Origin of the sequence: Streptomyces sp. NPDC088246 (genome assembly GCF_044741025.1) — a bacterium.
Taxonomy (GTDB): domain Bacteria; phylum Actinomycetota; class Actinomycetes; order Streptomycetales; family Streptomycetaceae; genus Streptomyces.
This window is the reverse complement of the sequence record NZ_JBIURV010000018.1, coordinates 45181-61605: the sequence shown is the minus strand read 5'-3', so window position 1 is coordinate 61605 and position 16425 is coordinate 45181. Positions and strand designations below refer to the sequence as shown.

Below are 16425 nucleotides of genomic sequence, written 5' to 3'. Positions count from 1 at the left end.
TTCTCCGTCCCGCCCCGTCAGCTCTCATGACGAACGCAACCCGGTCGGTCTGGACGGTCGGTCTGGACGGGCCGGACGGGCCGGACGGGCCGGACGGGCCGGACGGGCCGGACGGGCCGGACGGGCCGAGCACGGTGTTCCTGTCCGGCGACGACGCCGAGGCCGAGCGCACCATCGGCCGGCTGCCGGATGACCTCGGCTGGCCGGCGTCGTCGCGGATGTATCTGGGCGGTATCGCCACCGCGCGCGGGCAGGTGCACTTCGCCCCGCTCTTCCTCGGCGTGGCCGGCGCCCTCGGCACCCACGTGTTCAACATCAACGTGGTTCCCCGTTCCACCCGGTGACGCGGGCTCGCGGGGCGACGGGCAACCGTCACCCCGCGAGCCCCGCCTGGCGCCCATACGGCCCATCTCGAACAGGCCGTCCCCGCGCCCCGTATCCATACTGAAGAACCCGGCATCCCCCACACAGATTGCAGAGCACACAGATGAGCGGCACTGCGCAGATCGGCGTCACAGGACTCGCGGTCATGGGCCGCAATCTCGCTCGTAACTTCGCCCGCAACGGCTTCACGGTCGCCCTGCACAACCGCACGACCGCGAAGACGGACGCCCTGGTCAAGGGGTTCGGCGACGAGGGTTCCTTCGTTGCCGCGCACACGCCGGAGGAGTTCGTCGCGGCGTTGGAACGTCCGCGCCGGCTGGTCATCATGGTGAAGGCGGGCGATCCGACGGACGCCGTGATCCAGGAGTTCGCCCCGCTCCTGGAACAGGGCGACGTCATCATCGACGGCGGCAACGCACACTTCGAGGACACCCGTCGCCGCGAGAAGGAACTGCGCGAGCGCGGGCTTCACTTCGTGGGCGTCGGCATCTCGGGCGGCGAGGAGGGCGCGCTGAACGGGCCGAGCATCATGCCGGGCGGCTCGACCCAGTCGTACGAATCGCTGGGGCCGCTGCTGGAGAAGATCGCTGCCAAGGCGAAGGACGGCACCCCGTGCACCACCCACATCGGTCCCGACGGTGCCGGGCACTTCGTGAAGATGGTCCACAACGGCATCGAGTACGCGGACATGCAGCTGATCGCGGAGGCGTACGACCTGCTGCGTACCGTGGCGGGCTACTCCCCCGCGAAGATCGCCGAGACCTTCCGCAGCTGGAACACCGGCCGTCTCGACTCGTATCTGATCGAGATCACGGCGGAGGTCCTCGCCCATACCGACGCGGCCACCTCAAAGCCCTTCGTCGACATCGTGCAGGACCGGGCGGAGCAGAAGGGCACGGGCCGCTGGACGGTGCAGATCGCGCTGGATCTGGGGGTGCCCGTCTCCGGTATCGCGGAGGCCGTCTTCGCCCGCTCGCTGTCCGGCCACGCGGATCTGCGCCAGGCGGCGAAGGGTCTGGCGGGCCCGTCGGCCACGGCGCTCGGCAAGACGGAGGCCGCTGCCTTCGCCGACCAGGTGGAGCAGGCGCTGTACGCGTCCAAGATCGTCTCGTACACGCAGGGGTTCCACCAGATCCGGGCGGGCAGCGAGGCGTACGACTGGAACATCGACCTCGGCGCGGTGGCGGCGATCTGGCGGGCCGGGTGCATCATCCGGGCCGCGTTCCTGGACCGGATCCGGGCGGCCTACGACACCCGCCCCGACCTGCTGAGCCTGCTCTCGGACGAGCAGTTCGCCGAGGAGATCGGTGCGGCGCAGGACGACTGGCGCACGGTCGTCGCCGAGGCGGTGCGGCAGGGGGTGCCGACGCCCGGGTTCGCGGCCGCGCTCTCGTACTACGACGGGCTGCGCGCGGACCGGCTGCCCGCGGCGCTCACCCAGGGGCAGCGCGACTTCTTCGGCGCGCACACCTATCGGCGGACCGACCGCGAGGGCTCCTTCCACACACTCTGGGGCGGCGACCGCTCCGAGGTCGAAGCAGGCTGACGCGAGGGGCGCCGGTGCGCGCTCCACGACCTCGGCTCGCGGACGGCCTTCGAGATGGCCTCGCCCAGGTCCGGGTTGGCCGGCCCCCGTGCCCCGGCTGCACCGCCGTCCACCCCGAGGGTGCAGGCGCCCCTCGTCAGGCCGACTCCTTCAGCAGTTCCGCCGCGAGCGGAGCCGAGGAGGACGGGTTCCGGCCGGTGACCGGGTTGCGGTCGAGGACCACGTGCGGGGCCCATGGCTCGCCCTCCTGAAAATCTGTGCCGATCTCCACAGACGGTCCTGGAGCAGCCACTTCGCCTTGTCGGCGAAACGGGCCCGGCGCTCCTCGGCGTTGGTGGAGCCGGGCGGGCGGCACCCCTGACCCTCCTGCAGGCCCCGGACGACCCGTCGATCAACACGGCCTGTCTCGTACGCCGACCGGGCTCCGCTCCCCATCCCCATGTCGATCTGGTCCACGATCACCTCCTGCACGCCGGTCGCACCTGACAGCCGCCTGTGTGACGGCCAGAAGCGCGGCGGAGGCCAGGGGGATCTCAGGTCTCCGCGCACGGTCGCCCGGTCAGGTGACCCGGGGTGCGGCGTCGTCGTAGGTATGCGTAAGTAGCAGCGGGCCCACTTGTCCCCCGCACCCGCGAGCCCGTTGCCGTTCCGTACCGCTGCCGACCCATGGAGCCCCACGTATGCCCGACGCCACGCCGGAACCTGTCGCGGCACAGCCCGTCGTCGCGCCGCTGACCAGCGCCGCCCTGATCCTGGTCGCCACGATCGAGCCCGGGGGCGAGCCCGTCGTACGCGAGGTGCTGCCCGATCTCGCGGCGATCGCCCGCTCCATCGGATTCCGGTTCCCGGGCACCGGCCTGGTCTCCGTGACCGGCTTCGGTTCCAACGCCTGGGACCGGCTGTTCGCGGGGCCGCGCCCTGCGGGGCTCCACCCGTTCCAGGAACTGCACGGTGCCCGACACCATGCCCCCGCCACTCCGGGGGACCTGCTGCTCCACATCCGGGCCGAGCGGATGGACGTGTGTTACGAGTGGGCGGCCCAGTTCCTCGACCGGCTCGGCGGCGCGGTGAAGGTCGTCGACGAGACACAGGGGTTCCGCTACTTCGACCACCGGGATCTGCTCGGCTTCGTGGACGGCACCGAGAACCCGGTGGGGGCGGGTGCACGGTCGGCGGCCCTGGTCGGCGCCGAGGATCCGGAGTTCGCGGGTGGCAGTTATGTCATCGTGCAGAAGTATCTGCATGACCTCGCGTCCTGGAACACGCTGAGCACCGAGGCGCAGGAGCGGGTCATCGGCCGTACGAAGTTCGCCGACATCGAGCTCCCCGATGACGTCAAGCCCGCCGACTCGCATGTCGCCCTCAATACGATCACCGACCCGGACGGCACGGAACGCGAGATTCTGCGGGCCAACATGCCGTTCGGCAGCTTCGAACAGGGCGAGTTCGGCACGTACTTCATCGGATACGCCGCCGACCCGGGCGTGACCGAGCAGATGCTCCGCAATATGTTCCTCGGCAATCCGACCGGCACGTACGACCGCATCCTCGACTTCTCGACGGCGGTCACCGGCACGCTCTTCTACGTCCCCAGCGCCGACTTCTTCGACGCCCCGCCGCCGTCGCCCGCGATGACCGCGACCGAGGCCCTGCCGGAGCCGGCGTCCGCGCCGGCAGTGGCGCACGCCCCGGCCCCGGTCCGTTCGGACGACGGTTCGCTGCACATCGGCAGCCTGCAAGAAAGCGCCCAGTGATGAACAACCTCCACCGCGAACTCGCCCCTGTCACGGAAGCCGCCTGGGACCAGATCGAAGAAGAGGCCCGGCGCACCTTCAGCCGCCATGTGGCGGGCCGCCGTGTCGTCGATGTGACCGGCCCGGACGGCCCCGAGCTGGCGGCCATCGGCGACGGTCATCTGCGCGACATCGATCCCCCCACGCCGGACGTGATCGCCCGGGCCCGCACCTCGGTGCCCGTCATCGACTGGCGGGTGCCGTTCACGGTGACCCGGTCGGCCGTGGACGACGTCGAGCGCGGTTCCGACGACAGCGACTGGCAGCCCGTCAAGGAAGCGGCCCGCACCTGTGCGTTCGCCGAGGACATGGCGATCATCGACGGGTACGCGTCGGCCGGCATCACCGGACTTCGGGACGGCTCCTCGCACTCCCCGCTGCCGCTGCCGGCCGACGCCCGCGACTACCCGGCCACCGTCAGCCAGGCACTGACCCGACTGCGGCTGGCCGGTGTCGACGGGCCGTACCGGCTGCTGCTCGGTGCCGACGCCTTCACCGAGGCGACCGAGACCTCCGACCACGGATATCCGGTGGCCACCCATCTGGCCCGGCTGCTCGACGACCAGATCCTCTGGGCGCCCGCCGTCGCGGGTGGTGTACTTCTGTCCACCCGTGGCGGCGACTTCGAACTGTGCCTGGGCCAGGATCTGTCGATCGGCTATCAGGACCACGACGCGACCAGCATCCGGCTCTACTTCCACCAGGCGTTCACGTTCCGGATGCTGACGCCCGAGGCCGTCGTCCCGATCATCGCCTGAGGAACCGCTACCGGTGTCCGGTCGGCCTGACGCTCCAGGTGAGGGTGTCGGTGGCCAGGGCACGGACGGCGGGGTCGCGGATGGCGTCCGTACGGTCCACGGCCTCGGCGGTCACCTTGTGGCTGCGACCGTCCGCGTGGACTCCGAGCGAGGCCGGGGTGACAGAAGTACGTCCCCGGGCTGCGGCTTTCTCGACGCCGTCGACGTACCAGCGCAGATCGGTCCTGGCGAGACCGGTGGTGGCACCGGGCCGCCCGTGCGTGTGGGGCTCGGCGCCGACGGTGGTGAGGTCCGCCAAAGTCACCGCGATACGGCGGCCGGGTCCGACGGTGTCGTCCGTGTCGACGGTGCTGCTCAGTGCGTTGCCCCCACGGTAGAACCCGGCGATCATCGCCTCGCGTCCCGGCAGGTTGAACTCGGTGTTGCTCAGCTCGCGCATGATCGATGAGGCGGTCGGGCGGTAGATGCCGAACGGGTAGTAGGCGCTGCCCTCGTACGTGCCGACGGTGCCGCCCGCCGGGTCGCTCTGCCCCAGCCAGCGGTACCACTTGGCCTGTTTCTCGGTGAGTTGCGCGGGCGTGTAGGTGGTGGAGTTGATTCCGCCCGGCTCGCCTCCGGTCCAGGTGCCGTACGCCTCGTAGGTGTACTCGTCGTCGAGCAGGCCCACCGAGTGCCCGATCTCATGGGCGGCGATCAGGCTGGACGAGGCGTGGTCGGAGGAGAGCGTGGAGACTCCGTTGAAGGGGTAGCCCTCGGCCTGGAGTCCGGAGTAGCCCGCGCCGCCGTACTTGGTGGAGTTGGCGATGACGACCACGAGGTCCGCGGCCGGGGCCTTGGCGGCGTAGGCGGCCACCTTGTCGATGTCGGTGCAGATCAGCCGCTCGGTGTCCGAGCACCAGAAGTAGCTGCCGAGTGCGGTGTCCTTGACGGTGTCCGCTCCGGGGTCTCCGCTGACGCCGGACTCGTTGGAGACGGCATCGACGGTCCAGACATTGAACAGACCCTGGTAGCTCTTGTACGGCTCCAGGGCCGTGATGTCGGCCCACTTGGCGGTGGCGTCCGCGTGGAAGTCGTCCTGCTGACCGGCCGTGTAGCCGTCGCCGATGATCACGACGTCCAGGCGGTCGTCGGTGGGACCGGTCACGGCCTGCTTGCCCACCGTGCCGTCGAGTGCGGCCTCGGCGGCGCTCAGCGGGGCGGCGGCGCCCTTGCGCCTCTGCGTGGGGGAAGCGGCGGGGACCTCCACGGTCCGGCCCGGGCCGCCGGGGTCGGGGAAGTACTCGGCCTCGACGCGCCGACCGCCATCGGTGCCCGTGGGGGTGGCTGACGCGGGGGCGGTGGCGGCGGCCGCCGCCAGGAGGCCGACGAGAGCAAGTCCCGTCATCGATACTGCTGCTCGGCGCGTGTGGGCGCGTATGCGCATGGACAACTCCTGCGGTTTCTGGGGCGCTTCCGGGGCACGACCAGCACGTAACTCGCTGGTTAAGTGGAATTAATATGCCGCTTAACCTAGAAGGATGCGGGGCCCTGAACAAGTCCCGGGGGCCGGGTGGTTGAGGCTCGTAACCGGGCATTTACGATGCATGGGCCGCATTTCGAGGCCTTGCGAGGCAGAAGGGGCGGCGCGATGAACGAGAAGCGCACAACAGGACGCGGTGCCGGAGCGGGCTCCGACCACGGACCGGACGACGCGCACGGCCCGGGCTACGACGATCCCGGAGCCGTCGGTCGGCGCGTACAACGGCTGCGCGCCGAACGCGGACTGACCCAGCGGCAGCTCGCCGAGCCCTCCTACACCCCCGCCTACATCTCCACCCTGGAGGCGGGCCGGGTACGCCCGTCGGAAGCGGCCGTGCGCCACCTCGCGGACCGGCTCGGCGTGACGTACGAGGAACTGGCGACCGGACGCCCCGCCCATCTCGCCACCGAGCTGCGGCTGAAGCTCGTCGAAGCCCAACGGACACTGGCCACCGGTGCCGCCGAGGACGCCGCCACCACCTACACCCGACTGCTCGCCGAGGCCGATGAGCACGGACTCGACAGCGAACGCGCCGCAGCCCTGCTCGGGCTCGGCCAGTGCGCACTGGAGACGGGCGATCTGCCTGTGGCACGCGGCCACTTCGAGGCCGCGGAGAGGCTGCTCGCCGACGCGCCGCTCCCCCGGCGCGCCCCGGCCGTCCGCGGCCGGGCGGTCGCCCATCTACTGGCGGGTGAACTCCGTTACGCCTGCTACCTGCTGGAAAGCGCCATCGACGAGCTGAACGCCTCCGGCCTGCAGGACCCCGGCGCACTCCTGCTGCTGTACACGGCCGCGATCGCGCCGTACATGGACATGGGCGCCCATGCTCGCGCCGCCCAGGCGGGTGAGCTGGCACTGGCTCTCGCACCGCAGGTGTCCGATCCGGAGCTGGTCGCCGGACTGCACCGGAGCGTCGCGCGCACGCTCATCGCTGCGGGCCGCACCACGGAGGCGGACGCCTCCCTCGCCAAGGCGGCCGAGATCTACCAACAGCTCCAGATCCGTACGGAGTTGGCGCACTGCCACTGGATGCGTGGCTACGTCCACGCACAGGACGGCGACCTGTCCGGCGCCGAGACCGAGCTGCGCGCCGCCCGCGACATGCTGGCGTCGAAACGGGCCGCCCTGTACACGGCGCAGGTCGAGGTGGAGCTGGCGGATGTACTGCGTCGGCGCGGCAAGGCGTCCCAGGCCCAGGAGTTGCTGCATCGGCTCCTGGGTGAACTGCACCCCGACCGGGGATCGGTCCACGCCGGCGGCGCGCACCGGCTTCTCGGTCTCATTCACGAGGAACAGGGCAACCTCGATTCCGCCGAGGAGCACTACGTCACCGCGCTGGCCCTGCTGGAGCGGGCGGGCGCCGCAGGTGATCTCGCGGACATCTGCCGGCTCCTGGGCGATCTGCTACGGCGCCTGGGCCGGACCGAGGCGGCGATGGACGCGTACCGGACCGGGCTCGGGCACCGGGCCTCTCCCGGCAGCACCACATTGGGACCGGCGCCGGTGCGGCCGCCCACCGCCTGAGTTCCGTCCGGTCGAGTCGGACCGCCTGCCCGCCACACCCCTGGGCGGCCCGCCTCCCGGTGGTGCTCGTGGGTGAAGTCGACACCCAGGGCTCGCGCACGGGTGGCGATCAGGGCCAGGGTGCGGATGCGCTGCGGGTGCCGGGCCGCATACAGAAGGGCGAGATCGCCGCCGCCGAGTGCGCGAGCACATCGACGCGGCCGAGACCGAGATGATCACGGAGTGCCTCGACGTCGGCGACCTGTCGATCGCAGCGATACGTGGCCGGGTCGGCGGGAACGGAGGAGTCACCGGTGCCCCGCAGATCGAGCGTGATCAGCCGGCGCCGCTTCGACGGTCCACCGAGATCGCCGAGATAGGCACTGGCACGCATGGGCCCACCGGGAAGGCAGAGCAGCGACTCACCTTCACCCACGACGCGGTAGGCGAGTTCGGTGCCGTCAGGGGCGGTGACGAAAGGCATGGCGCAATCCTCGTCGCCACGCGGCCGCCACGGCGAGCTCGATTCCCACGCGATCGTCGTTCCCCCGTGCGCAATTCAGCAGCGATGCAGATAATCGCCATGTACATAATAGCCATGTACCCTATCTGTTCATGAGCAACGCACCCCAGGGACCGACCCCCGGCTTCCTGGTCTGGCGCCTGTCGATGAAGTGGCGGGTGGCCGTGGACCGGGCGATCGGGCCGCTCGGCCTGACACATGCGCAGTACTCACTCCTCGGATCCCTGCTGGGGATGCAGCAGTCGGGGCTGCGGCCCAGCCAGCGCCGACTCGCGGACCACACCGGGCTCGAACCCCTCTACGTGTCGAAGCTGGCCCGCACCTTGGAGACCGCCGGCCTCATCGAGCGCACCACCGATCCCGGCGACACCCGGGCCGTCCAGCTCTCGTTGACCGATGAGGGGCGCGCGGTCACGCTCCGCGCGGTCGATGTCGTACGAGAGCTCCTCGATCGGCAACTGGCCCCGCTGGGCGGCCTGGACGGTGCGGACACCGAGGCATTCACCCGCACGTTGACTGCACTTCTCGACGTACCGATTCCCGCAGTTCCGAGTTCATCGACCAAATCGGCCAAGGAGTAGCCATGCCTGTCACACCACCCGTCAACGGCCAGATCATCGGCCAGGCCCACTACGCCACCCGGGCCGTTCTCGAACGGCTGCTGGCGACCACCGGAACCACGTTCCATCAGTCGGTGGCACTGAACGCCGTCGCGGACAGCGGCGAGGCGATCGAACGCGGCCGGCTCGTCGACGGCATGACCGGCACACTGAAGATCGACGCAGAGGTCGCCGAAGCCACGGTGGCCGAGCTGTCCGCCGCGGGGCTGCTGGAGGAGGTCCCGGGCAGCACAGTCCGCGTCGCCCTCACGCCCGCAGGCCGTGACCGCCGGCAGGCGAACAGCGCCGGCATCGCGAACATCACGGCCCGGCTGTACGCGGGTCTGCCGGCCGAGGACCTGGCAGCGACAGGCCGCGTACTCACCGAGGTCACCGCGCGGGCGAACGCCGTCCTGGCCGGGGCCTGAGGCGTACCGCCCGGGGGAACAGAGCCCGCGAAGCGCACCGGGCAGCGGTCATCCGGCCGACCGGGGTGACGGCTCCGGCGCCGGCACCGGCTCGGGTGTGGGCGGCTGCGGAATCGGATCCGGTGACGGGCCGGGCGGGACGGGGCCCGGCGGCGGGGGCGGCGGCTCCGGCAGCGGCGCCGGAGGCCCCGGCATCGGTCCCGGGGTGGGCGCCGGTGGCACGGGGTCAGGGTACGGATTGGTCATCGGAGGCCTCCGGGCGGTTCGGGGTGGATCTCCTTCCACCGTCCCCCGGCGCGGCTGCCCTCGCCTGGTGAGTCCATGCGTACAGGTTCCGAATGATCCGCGCGGGTCCGGGACCCGAACGGCAGGTCAGCACGCGGCGGCGGCCGCGGTGGCGAGGCCCTGCAGGGGACTGGAGAGCACCGGGATCCGGGTGGCCGTACGGGTGACCGCATCGGCCATGGACGTCTGCGCCGGCACGGTCGCATCGGCGTCCGCCATCGCATCGGCCGTGGCCGCGACCAGGTCCGGACAGCCGTCACGGTCACCGGCTTCGAAGCACGCCGCCCAGACGCCGTCGACCATCACGGTTCGAACCCCTACGGGCCGGTCCCCCCGTCCCTTCGGCGAGCAGCGCGAGTCCCAGGGGCGCGGAGTCGGTCGCGAGGACCACCACGCGTTCCCGTTCCGCGGCAGCGGCCGCCATCGGGCGGTCGACACGCAGCACGGGAACACCGAGCGTCGCCGCGGCCGACTCCGCGACCCCGCCGATCGTCGAGCAGGTACAGAGCACTGCGGAGGCATCCTCGGCGACGGCGCCCGCGAGCAGCGCCCGGATCTCGCCCGACACCACCTCCGGGCTCCCGACCCCCTTGCCCGGGTGAGCAGGTCCTCGTACACGAGATGGCGCAGGGCGAGCCCGGGATGGTCCGTGTCCCGGAGCGCGTCGAAGACCGGGACATGGACCGGGGAGGTGTGCAGCAGGGCGAGTGTCATCCGCCAAGCGGTACACCCCCGGCCGATGGGATCACTACAGCTCGGGGTGCGACTCGAGCTGGACCTTCGCCTGCTCCACCAGTTCTGCCGGGGCTTCGGGAGCCCGGTCGGGGTGGCGCTGCGCCCACTTCGCGGCGTACGGGCAGAGCGCGACGACGGGGACGCCCTCACGGCCCGCCATGGCGTAGAACTCCTGGACGAGGGCGCCGGCGATGCCCTTGCCCTCGTGGCCGGGTTCGACGACGGTGTGCACGGCCACGAGCGCCGCGGGGTCGCCGTCCATCACGAAGTATGCGATGACTCCAACGGCCGTGCCGTTCTCGTACGCGAGCAGGTTGCCGCTCGCGCGGTCGTCGCGGATGTCGAGTTCGATCCGGTCGGTCTGTTCTGCCATGACGGGTACTCCCTCGGTGGTCGAGCCGGATCAGCGCGCCGCGGGGACGGCGTGCGGGCTCCGTTCGGTAGCGGTGCCGGGTATGGGCTCGGAGGCATCGGCGCCGAGCGCGACGATACGGTTGCCGGCGTCGACATGCACGATGCGCGGGGTCAGTCCACGGGCCTCGGCGTCGCCGACCTGGGCGTAGCTGATCAGGATGACCAGGTCACCGGGGTGGACGAGATGGGCGGCGGCGCCGTTGATACCGATGACACCGGAGCCGCGTTCGCCCTCGATGACGTACGTCTCCAGGCGGGCGCCGTTGTCGATGTCGACGATGTGCACCAGCTCGCCGGGCAGCAGATCCGCGGCTTCCATCAGCTCGGCATCGACGGTGACGGAGCCGACGTAGTGCAGGTCGGCCTGAGTCACGGTGGCCCGGTGGATCTTGGACTTGAGCATGGTGCGCAGCATTCTGTGCTCCTACAGGTCGGCTCCCTGCCTGCTTGCTGCAGGTCAAAGGCGTTTTTCACTGTACAACGGCACGCCTTGCGCAGAGGAGGTCGATCATTTTCGCGGTACTGAAGCTGACCAAATGACTGACTTGTCTGACGGCATGCCAGTTCAGATTGACGGGGTCATTGATCCGTTCTCACGGATCCGCTCCCACGGCATCGCAGGCGTGGGTCCTGATCGAGCAGCGCGGTGACGGACTCCGAACGGGCCGCTACGCGGCAGCCGCCCCGACGAGGACCGCTGCCTTGCGCCTCCGGCCCAAGCGCCAACTACCCGGCCTTGGGAAACTTCACCACAGCGCCATGCCCGCTCAGCGCCGCACATGACCGGCGGGCCGTCCAGGAGCCGCCATGACGCTGACGCTGCGACGCGGTTCAAGCCATGAGCAGGCGGAGGCCGAGATCTACCGCGTCGAGGTCGGCGAGGTCGCTGTTGCGCTCGGCCCACCGGCCGGAGTCGAGGTCGTCGCTGAGGCTTCGCACCGCCCGCTGCTCGGCCTGCGGCCCGACCCTCGTCCACACCGACATCGCACGGCGCACGTGATCCTCCAGATACGCCCCCGGTCGGCGCCAGTACGCCTCGAACAGGCCGTCAGCGCAGTCCCACGGGATGGGCACCGGCTCAGCGCGGGCGCCGATCGCGTCGGCCATCCCGGCAAGCGAGGGAAATTCCGCGAGAACGGCGGCGAACTCGGGCAGGTAGTCGCGGGTAAGCCAGAACCGGTCCTGCCATCCGGGCTCGTCGGTGTCGAACGTGAGCACGACCACGCGGCGGGCCACGCGGCGCATCTCGCGCAACCCCGCTATCGGGTCCCCCCAGTGGTGAACGGTGGAGACGGCCATCGCGACGTCGAAGGACTGGTCCTCGAACGGCAGGCTCTCCGCGGCGGCGGCCACGCACGGCGCCGAGCCGGCAGGCCGCTGCCCCCGCATGACCGCCGATGGCTCCACCGCGGTCACGTTGCGATCAGCAGGCTCGTAGGAGCCGGTGCCGGCCCCGACGTTCAGCACCGTCTGCGCGTCCCCGAGCGCGTCCCAGATCTGCGCGGCGATCCGCGGCTCAGTACGCCGTGTCGCGGTGTAAGCGCCGCCGATCGCGTCGTACAGCCGTGCGCCGAGCATTTCCAGTTGCTCCTCCGGCGTCACCTTGACCCCCTTCGCCCGTGCCTCGAGTTCTCTGTCGATGGCCGCCACCATGGCATCGGCGTGATTGCGCCGTTCCAGCAGCAGGCCTCGCAGTCGGCGCAGGTGCGCGACCGCGTCGGTGGACGGGTCGCCGACCAGGTCCGCGACCTCCCGCAGTCCGAAGCCCAGGCGCCGGTAGGCAAGTACCTCGCGCAGTCGCTCCACGTCGTCGGCCGAGTAGACCCGGTACCCGGCTGCAGTTCGCGCCGACGGCCGTACGAGCCCGATCTCGTCATAGTGATGCAGCGTGCGGACGCTCACGCCCGCCAACTCGGACACGCGCCCCACGGTCAGGTGCTCCTTCACGGCACCGACTATGCAGCCTGACGCCACGTGAGGGTCAAGCGCCTCGCTTCTGACAGCGAGAGCCGAACGGGGAGCAGCGAGTCCGAGGCGACTGCTGCAAGCCAGGGCGATGGTCTGGTTCAGAGAAGCCTGCGTTCGATGCCCGATGCCGCAACCCGAAGATGTTGCCGAGGCTCGCGGAGATCGAGAAGGAGCTGGTCCGGCACAGGCGGGGCCGTCTTGCCCTGAATGGTCATACGCTTCTTGCGCCGCGGGTGCCGTCCGACGATGCGGTTGATCCTCATCAGTCTGCTCACACGCCTGCGGTTGATCTTTCTCCCGCGGGAGCGGAGTTCGGCATGGACGCGCGGGGCGCCATAGGCGCCCTGGTGGTCGGCATGGATCTGTCGGATCTCCGACACTGTTCGCTCTTGCTCGACGGCTCGTTCGGCGCGGGCGTCTGCAGTGGCCCGGAGCTGGTGGTAGCCGAGCGGGAGATGCCCAGAACCGGCAGATCCGCTTCACGCCGAAGTCGGCGCGATTCTTGGAGGTGAACTCCCAGCGGCGGGGTCTCACTTCACCTCCCGAGCGAAATAGGCGGCTGCCCGGCGCAGGATCTCGCGCTCCAGTTGCCACTTCTTCTCCGCCTTCAGCAGCCGGGCGTTATCCGCCCGCAACCGGAGCATCCGTTGCCGGTGCTCAGAAGTCCCTTGTGAAACCCGTTGTCAGGAGTGCCCGTTGTATGACGCGAGCCACCCTGCGGCGTGGCGGTCGCCGCGAGTGAAGACGGCGCTTCCTCGTCGGCCTCTTGAAGAGTCATCGAGATTGCCCGGCGGGTAGTCGACTATGGCGGGGGTGCCGTCGGAGACGTACCGGCTCGTCGTCGCGCCGTCCCAGAGGCAGATCACCGCGCCGTGCGGGGCTTCCACACGCAATGAGCCGGAGTGCCGGGTGAGGGCGGTTCCGGTGGCCCGCTGCTTGAGCAGCGCCTGGTATCGCGCCGGTGTGATCGCACTGTCGCGCGGCGGGGTGGTCCCCGTCCAGTCGGGGGCACCGATACCGCGATCGCGCGCCGCGCGCCACATGCGCGGCACGAGACGCGGTGCCAGCCGCGGTGTGGCCATCCGGCCGCACATCCACAGCAGCCTGCCGGCGCCCCGATCGGGGCCGAGGGCGCGCCAGCGAATGCGTTCGGCGAGGTCGGCGGCCACGACGGCCGCCCAGGGGTGAACGGTGCCCAGCTCTCCCTGGGCACCCAGCCAGGCCAGATAGCGCTGGGCCTCGTCGAGGACGGCCGTCAGGCTCTCGGCCGGGATGCCGAGCACGTACCCGGCGCGCGCGGCGAACGCCTGGGGGCTGATGGCGACCAGCAGCAGCACCGCGTGGGCCAGGTCTCCCGGCAGCAGTCCCTCGTCCTTGTCCGGTGGTTCCTGATCGATCTCCAGCTGCTCCGTCCGGCCCTGTTGGTGCAGCACCCTGCGCAGGGTGGCCCGGGCGCGGTCGCTGAACGCGGCCTCCGCCAGTTCCGGCAGCCGGGTGGCCAGCAGCCTCGTCAGTTCCTGTTCGGCGTGGTCGGGGTCCTCCGGTACGGGCAGGTTGCGCACCGCTTCGGACAGCTCGTGCGCCAGGACGGCGTCCACCATGAAGCGGCTGGTCAGCGTACCCAGTTCGGTCGGTTCCAGGAAAGTGTCGCCCCCGGGTCCGGCATGCCGGCGCAGGTAGCCGGCCTCCTCCAGATAGTCCACGGCGTCATGGAGCGGCTCGACACTGTCGTGCCCCTGATGGAAGGCGAATGTGTCGGTCCACCAGTCCTCGGCGCCCTCCAGCGAGGTCACGCGTCCCTGCACCAGTTCGGCCAGCAGGTGGTCGGGCAGCCGGTCACCGATACGCGAACGCACGGTGTAGCCGACGGTCAGCCGAGCCTGCCACACGGGGCGCTCCGTCTCGTCCGCCAGCAGATAGGCCCAGCCCTCCCGCTCCCCCGCGCCGACCCGTCCGGCGCGGCCGAACATCTGCTGCACCATGGACACCTCGATCCGGTTCTGGCCAAGGCGGCCGTCGCGCACGACAACGGCGCGGGCGGGGAGGTTCACCCCGGCTGCCACGGTGGAGGTCGCGACCAGGACGTCGGTCTCACGGGCCCGGAACGCCTTCTCGGCCTCGCGCTTGTACGGCCAGTCGCGGTAGTGCAGTCCGACGCCGACGCTGCCGCACAGCCGCTCAACGAGTTCTGTGTCGTCCGCGTCGACGCCGCGTGTCGGGGCCCCGCGGTCCGCGGCGATGGCAAGTGCCGTCGCACGCACTCCGCGCTTGCTGCTGCAGAAGACGAGCACGCTGCCATCCTCGTCGGTCACGGTTCGGACCAGCCGCACGGCGGCGGAGGTCCGAGCAGCGGTGGACCGCGTGGAGCGTGCGGCGGGCAGCAGGGGGATCTGCCAAGTCAGCCGGGTCGGCCGCCATGACGTACGGATCAGCCGGGCCCCCAGCCAGTCGGCGACCTCGCCGGCGTTGGCCACGGTCGCCGACAGTCCGACGATGCGGGTCTGGGCACTGTCCTCGCGTACCCGCGTGAGCACCGCTTCGAGCACGGCGCCCCGCACCGGATCACCGAGCAGGTGGATCTCGTCGACGACCAGACAGCCGACCTCGGCAAGGACGCCGCCCAGCGACCCGTTTCGGCAGATCGCCTCGAACTTCTCGGTGGTGGCGACCCAGATGTCGGCCTCCCGGACGAGTTCGGTGTCGGTGGCGTACTCGCCCGTGAGCCGGACGACCCCGATGCCGTGCCGCCGCCAGTTCTCCAGTTCGCGGTCGAGTTCGTCGGTGAGCGACCGCTGGGGGACGAGCCAGGCCGCCTTGCGGCCCTGCGCATGGGCCCGCAGCGCGGCCACCATGCCGATGGGTGTCTTGCCCGCGCCGGTCGGGGCGACGACCATCACATGGCCGTCGCCCTCCAGCAGGGCGGGAACGGCGTCGGCCTGGGCCGGGTTGAAGGTGGGGTGCGGCAACAGCCGGGTCCAGTCCTCGGGGACCAGATCGGTGACCGGTACGTACGAGGCCTCGTCGGCGTCCGGCAGGTCTGCCAGGGCGTCCCACTGGGCCTCGAACGCGTCCCGGGCGGCGTGCGCCCCGGGTCCCGCGACGGGCGTGGGCGGCATGGGGGAACCCAGGCCCGCAAATGCGCGGGCGGGGTGGGCCACCAGATCCGTGGGACTGCCGAACTCGCCTACCGTGCCGACCTGTTCGTCCTCCACCCAGTGCCGGACGCTGCGGAACGCGATGCCCCGCTCGGCCAGGTGGGCGCGCAGGTCGTCGAAGGCGGGGCCCTCGGGAAGGATGATTCGGATGTCATCGGCCGCCGTCACCGCCCCCTCGGGCGGCCGCCAGGCAGGGTCGGTGACCTTGCGCCAGAACAGATGGCGCTTCTCCGGCTCGGTCGGCATCGGCAGATCCGTCGGCCAGGCAGGGGCGGGAGAAGCCGCGACAACGGTGATGGTGACGCCCGGCCCGGCAGGGCAAGGGCCGAGGAACCGTTCGATCTCTCGTGCCCCTTCGGACAGCCATGCCGAGTTCGTCCGTGCTGTCGCCCTGACACGCGTCCCCGTCGGCCGCACCGCGCCCGTCCGGCGAGACGCCCGCGCCGGGGGCACGGCACCGGACTCGTTCGCCCCGCCGGGCTCCACCGCGTCCGACTTCGCCGTACCGGGCCGCGCGCACAGCTTTTCGTAGGTCTTTACGCCCAGGTCAGCGAGGGTGTACGCCCCCGGGCAGACCGGGCAGACGACGGCCACGTAGCGGTAGACCTTCCCCGCCGACTCGTACGGTCTGCGCAGCGAGTGCATCCGGCCGTCGCACTCGGGGCAGGGGCGTGCCACCTCCTCCTCGTAGGTCCAACCGGGTTCGGTGAAACGGGCGATGAGACCGTCGGTGGGCAGGACGACGCCCCAGCGCACCCGTACGACCTCCACGACCGTCAGACCGAGTTCGGCCATGTCCCCCACGAATCTCCCCT

At 70.8% G+C, this 16425-nt stretch carries 14 protein-coding genes and 3 pseudogenes; 7 read left to right on the top strand and 10 right to left on the bottom strand.

Going from position 1 to position 16425, the window contains the following annotated elements:
- The first annotated feature begins 26 nt into the window (after positions 1–26).
- On the top strand, positions 27–344 hold the full coding sequence (locus ACIPEK_RS24340; protein ID WP_401999641.1) for a hypothetical protein: 318 nt from the start codon (positions 27–29) through the stop codon (positions 342–344).
- 143 nt (positions 345–487) lie between these two features.
- On the top strand, positions 488–1930 hold the full coding sequence (gene gndA, locus ACIPEK_RS24335) for an NADP-dependent phosphogluconate dehydrogenase (RefSeq protein ID WP_401999638.1): 1443 nt from the start codon (positions 488–490) through the stop codon (positions 1928–1930).
- Between the two features lie 136 nt (positions 1931–2066).
- Here the strand turns inward: gndA and ACIPEK_RS24330 are convergent.
- Positions 2067–2281, bottom strand: a pseudogene (locus ACIPEK_RS24330) (type 1 glutamine amidotransferase domain-containing protein); the annotation flags it as partial.
- 329 nt (positions 2282–2610) lie between these two features.
- Here ACIPEK_RS24330 and ACIPEK_RS24325 point away from each other — a divergent pair.
- Positions 2611–3684 (top strand): Dyp-type peroxidase, encoded by a 1074-nt coding sequence (locus ACIPEK_RS24325; RefSeq protein WP_401999635.1) that lies wholly within the window; start codon positions 2611–2613, stop codon positions 3682–3684.
- Positions 3684–4481 (top strand): family 1 encapsulin nanocompartment shell protein, encoded by a 798-nt coding sequence (locus ACIPEK_RS24320; RefSeq protein ID WP_383077206.1) that lies wholly within the window; start codon positions 3684–3686, stop codon positions 4479–4481. The genes ACIPEK_RS24325 and ACIPEK_RS24320 overlap by 1 nt, the downstream gene beginning before the upstream one ends.
- 7 nt (positions 4482–4488) lie before the next feature.
- Here ACIPEK_RS24320 and ACIPEK_RS24315 read toward each other — a convergent pair whose 3' ends face one another.
- The gene (locus ACIPEK_RS24315; RefSeq protein WP_401999632.1) at positions 4489–5904 is read right to left on the bottom strand and encodes a M64 family metallopeptidase; all 1416 of its coding nucleotides are present in this window, start codon (positions 5902–5904) and stop codon (positions 4489–4491) included.
- Positions 5905–6108: 204 nt separating this feature from the next.
- Between ACIPEK_RS24315 and ACIPEK_RS24310 the strand changes: the two genes are divergently transcribed.
- Complete coding sequence (locus ACIPEK_RS24310) at positions 6109–7524, top strand: tetratricopeptide repeat protein (RefSeq protein WP_401999629.1); 1416 nt, start codon at positions 6109–6111, stop codon at positions 7522–7524.
- Positions 7525–7574: 50 nt separating this feature from the next.
- Here ACIPEK_RS24310 and ACIPEK_RS24305 read toward each other — a convergent pair.
- Positions 7575–7987 (bottom strand): annotated as a pseudogene (locus ACIPEK_RS24305) (alpha/beta fold hydrolase); the annotation flags it as partial.
- Between the two features lie 131 nt (positions 7988–8118).
- Here ACIPEK_RS24305 and ACIPEK_RS24300 point away from each other — a divergent pair.
- Positions 8119–8607: a MarR family winged helix-turn-helix transcriptional regulator gene (locus ACIPEK_RS24300; protein WP_401999625.1), complete on the top strand. Its 489-nt coding sequence runs from the start codon at positions 8119–8121 to the stop codon at positions 8605–8607.
- 2 nt (positions 8608–8609) lie between these two features.
- On the top strand, positions 8610–9053 hold the full coding sequence (locus ACIPEK_RS24295; RefSeq protein WP_401999622.1) for a hypothetical protein: 444 nt from the start codon (positions 8610–8612) through the stop codon (positions 9051–9053).
- 372 nt (positions 9054–9425) lie between these two features.
- Here the strand turns inward: ACIPEK_RS24295 and ACIPEK_RS24290 are convergent, their stop codons facing one another.
- The 7 genes and pseudogenes from ACIPEK_RS24290 to ACIPEK_RS24260 all read right to left on the bottom strand — a co-directional run bounded on the left by ACIPEK_RS24290 (position 9426) and on the right by ACIPEK_RS24260 (position 16405).
- Complete coding sequence (locus ACIPEK_RS24290) at positions 9426–9557, bottom strand: hypothetical protein (RefSeq protein ID WP_401999619.1); 132 nt, start codon at positions 9555–9557, stop codon at positions 9426–9428.
- A 43-nt stretch (positions 9558–9600) separates the two neighbouring features.
- Positions 9601–9906 (bottom strand): hypothetical protein, encoded by a 306-nt coding sequence (locus tag ACIPEK_RS24285; protein WP_401999616.1) that lies wholly within the window; start codon positions 9904–9906, stop codon positions 9601–9603.
- A gap of 180 nt (positions 9907–10086) precedes the next feature.
- Positions 10087–10446 (bottom strand): GNAT family N-acetyltransferase, encoded by a 360-nt coding sequence (locus tag ACIPEK_RS24280; RefSeq protein WP_401999613.1) that lies wholly within the window; start codon positions 10444–10446, stop codon positions 10087–10089.
- Positions 10447–10476: 30 nt separating this feature from the next.
- Positions 10477–10902, bottom strand: coding sequence for an aspartate 1-decarboxylase (gene panD, locus ACIPEK_RS24275; RefSeq protein ID WP_401999610.1), 426 nt, complete (start codon positions 10900–10902; stop codon positions 10477–10479).
- 416 nt (positions 10903–11318) lie between these two features.
- Positions 11319–12416 carry a MerR family transcriptional regulator gene (locus tag ACIPEK_RS24270; protein ID WP_401999927.1) on the bottom strand — a complete coding sequence of 366 codons (1098 nt, stop codon included), beginning with the start codon at positions 12414–12416 and terminating at the stop codon, positions 11319–11321.
- A gap of 200 nt (positions 12417–12616) precedes the next feature.
- Positions 12617–13099: pseudogene (locus ACIPEK_RS24265) on the bottom strand (IS3 family transposase); the annotation flags it as partial.
- Between the two features lie 39 nt (positions 13100–13138).
- Positions 13139–16405, bottom strand: coding sequence for a DEAD/DEAH box helicase (locus tag ACIPEK_RS24260; protein ID WP_401999607.1), 3267 nt, complete (start codon positions 16403–16405; stop codon positions 13139–13141).
- Between the last annotated feature and the right edge of the window lie 20 nt (positions 16406–16425).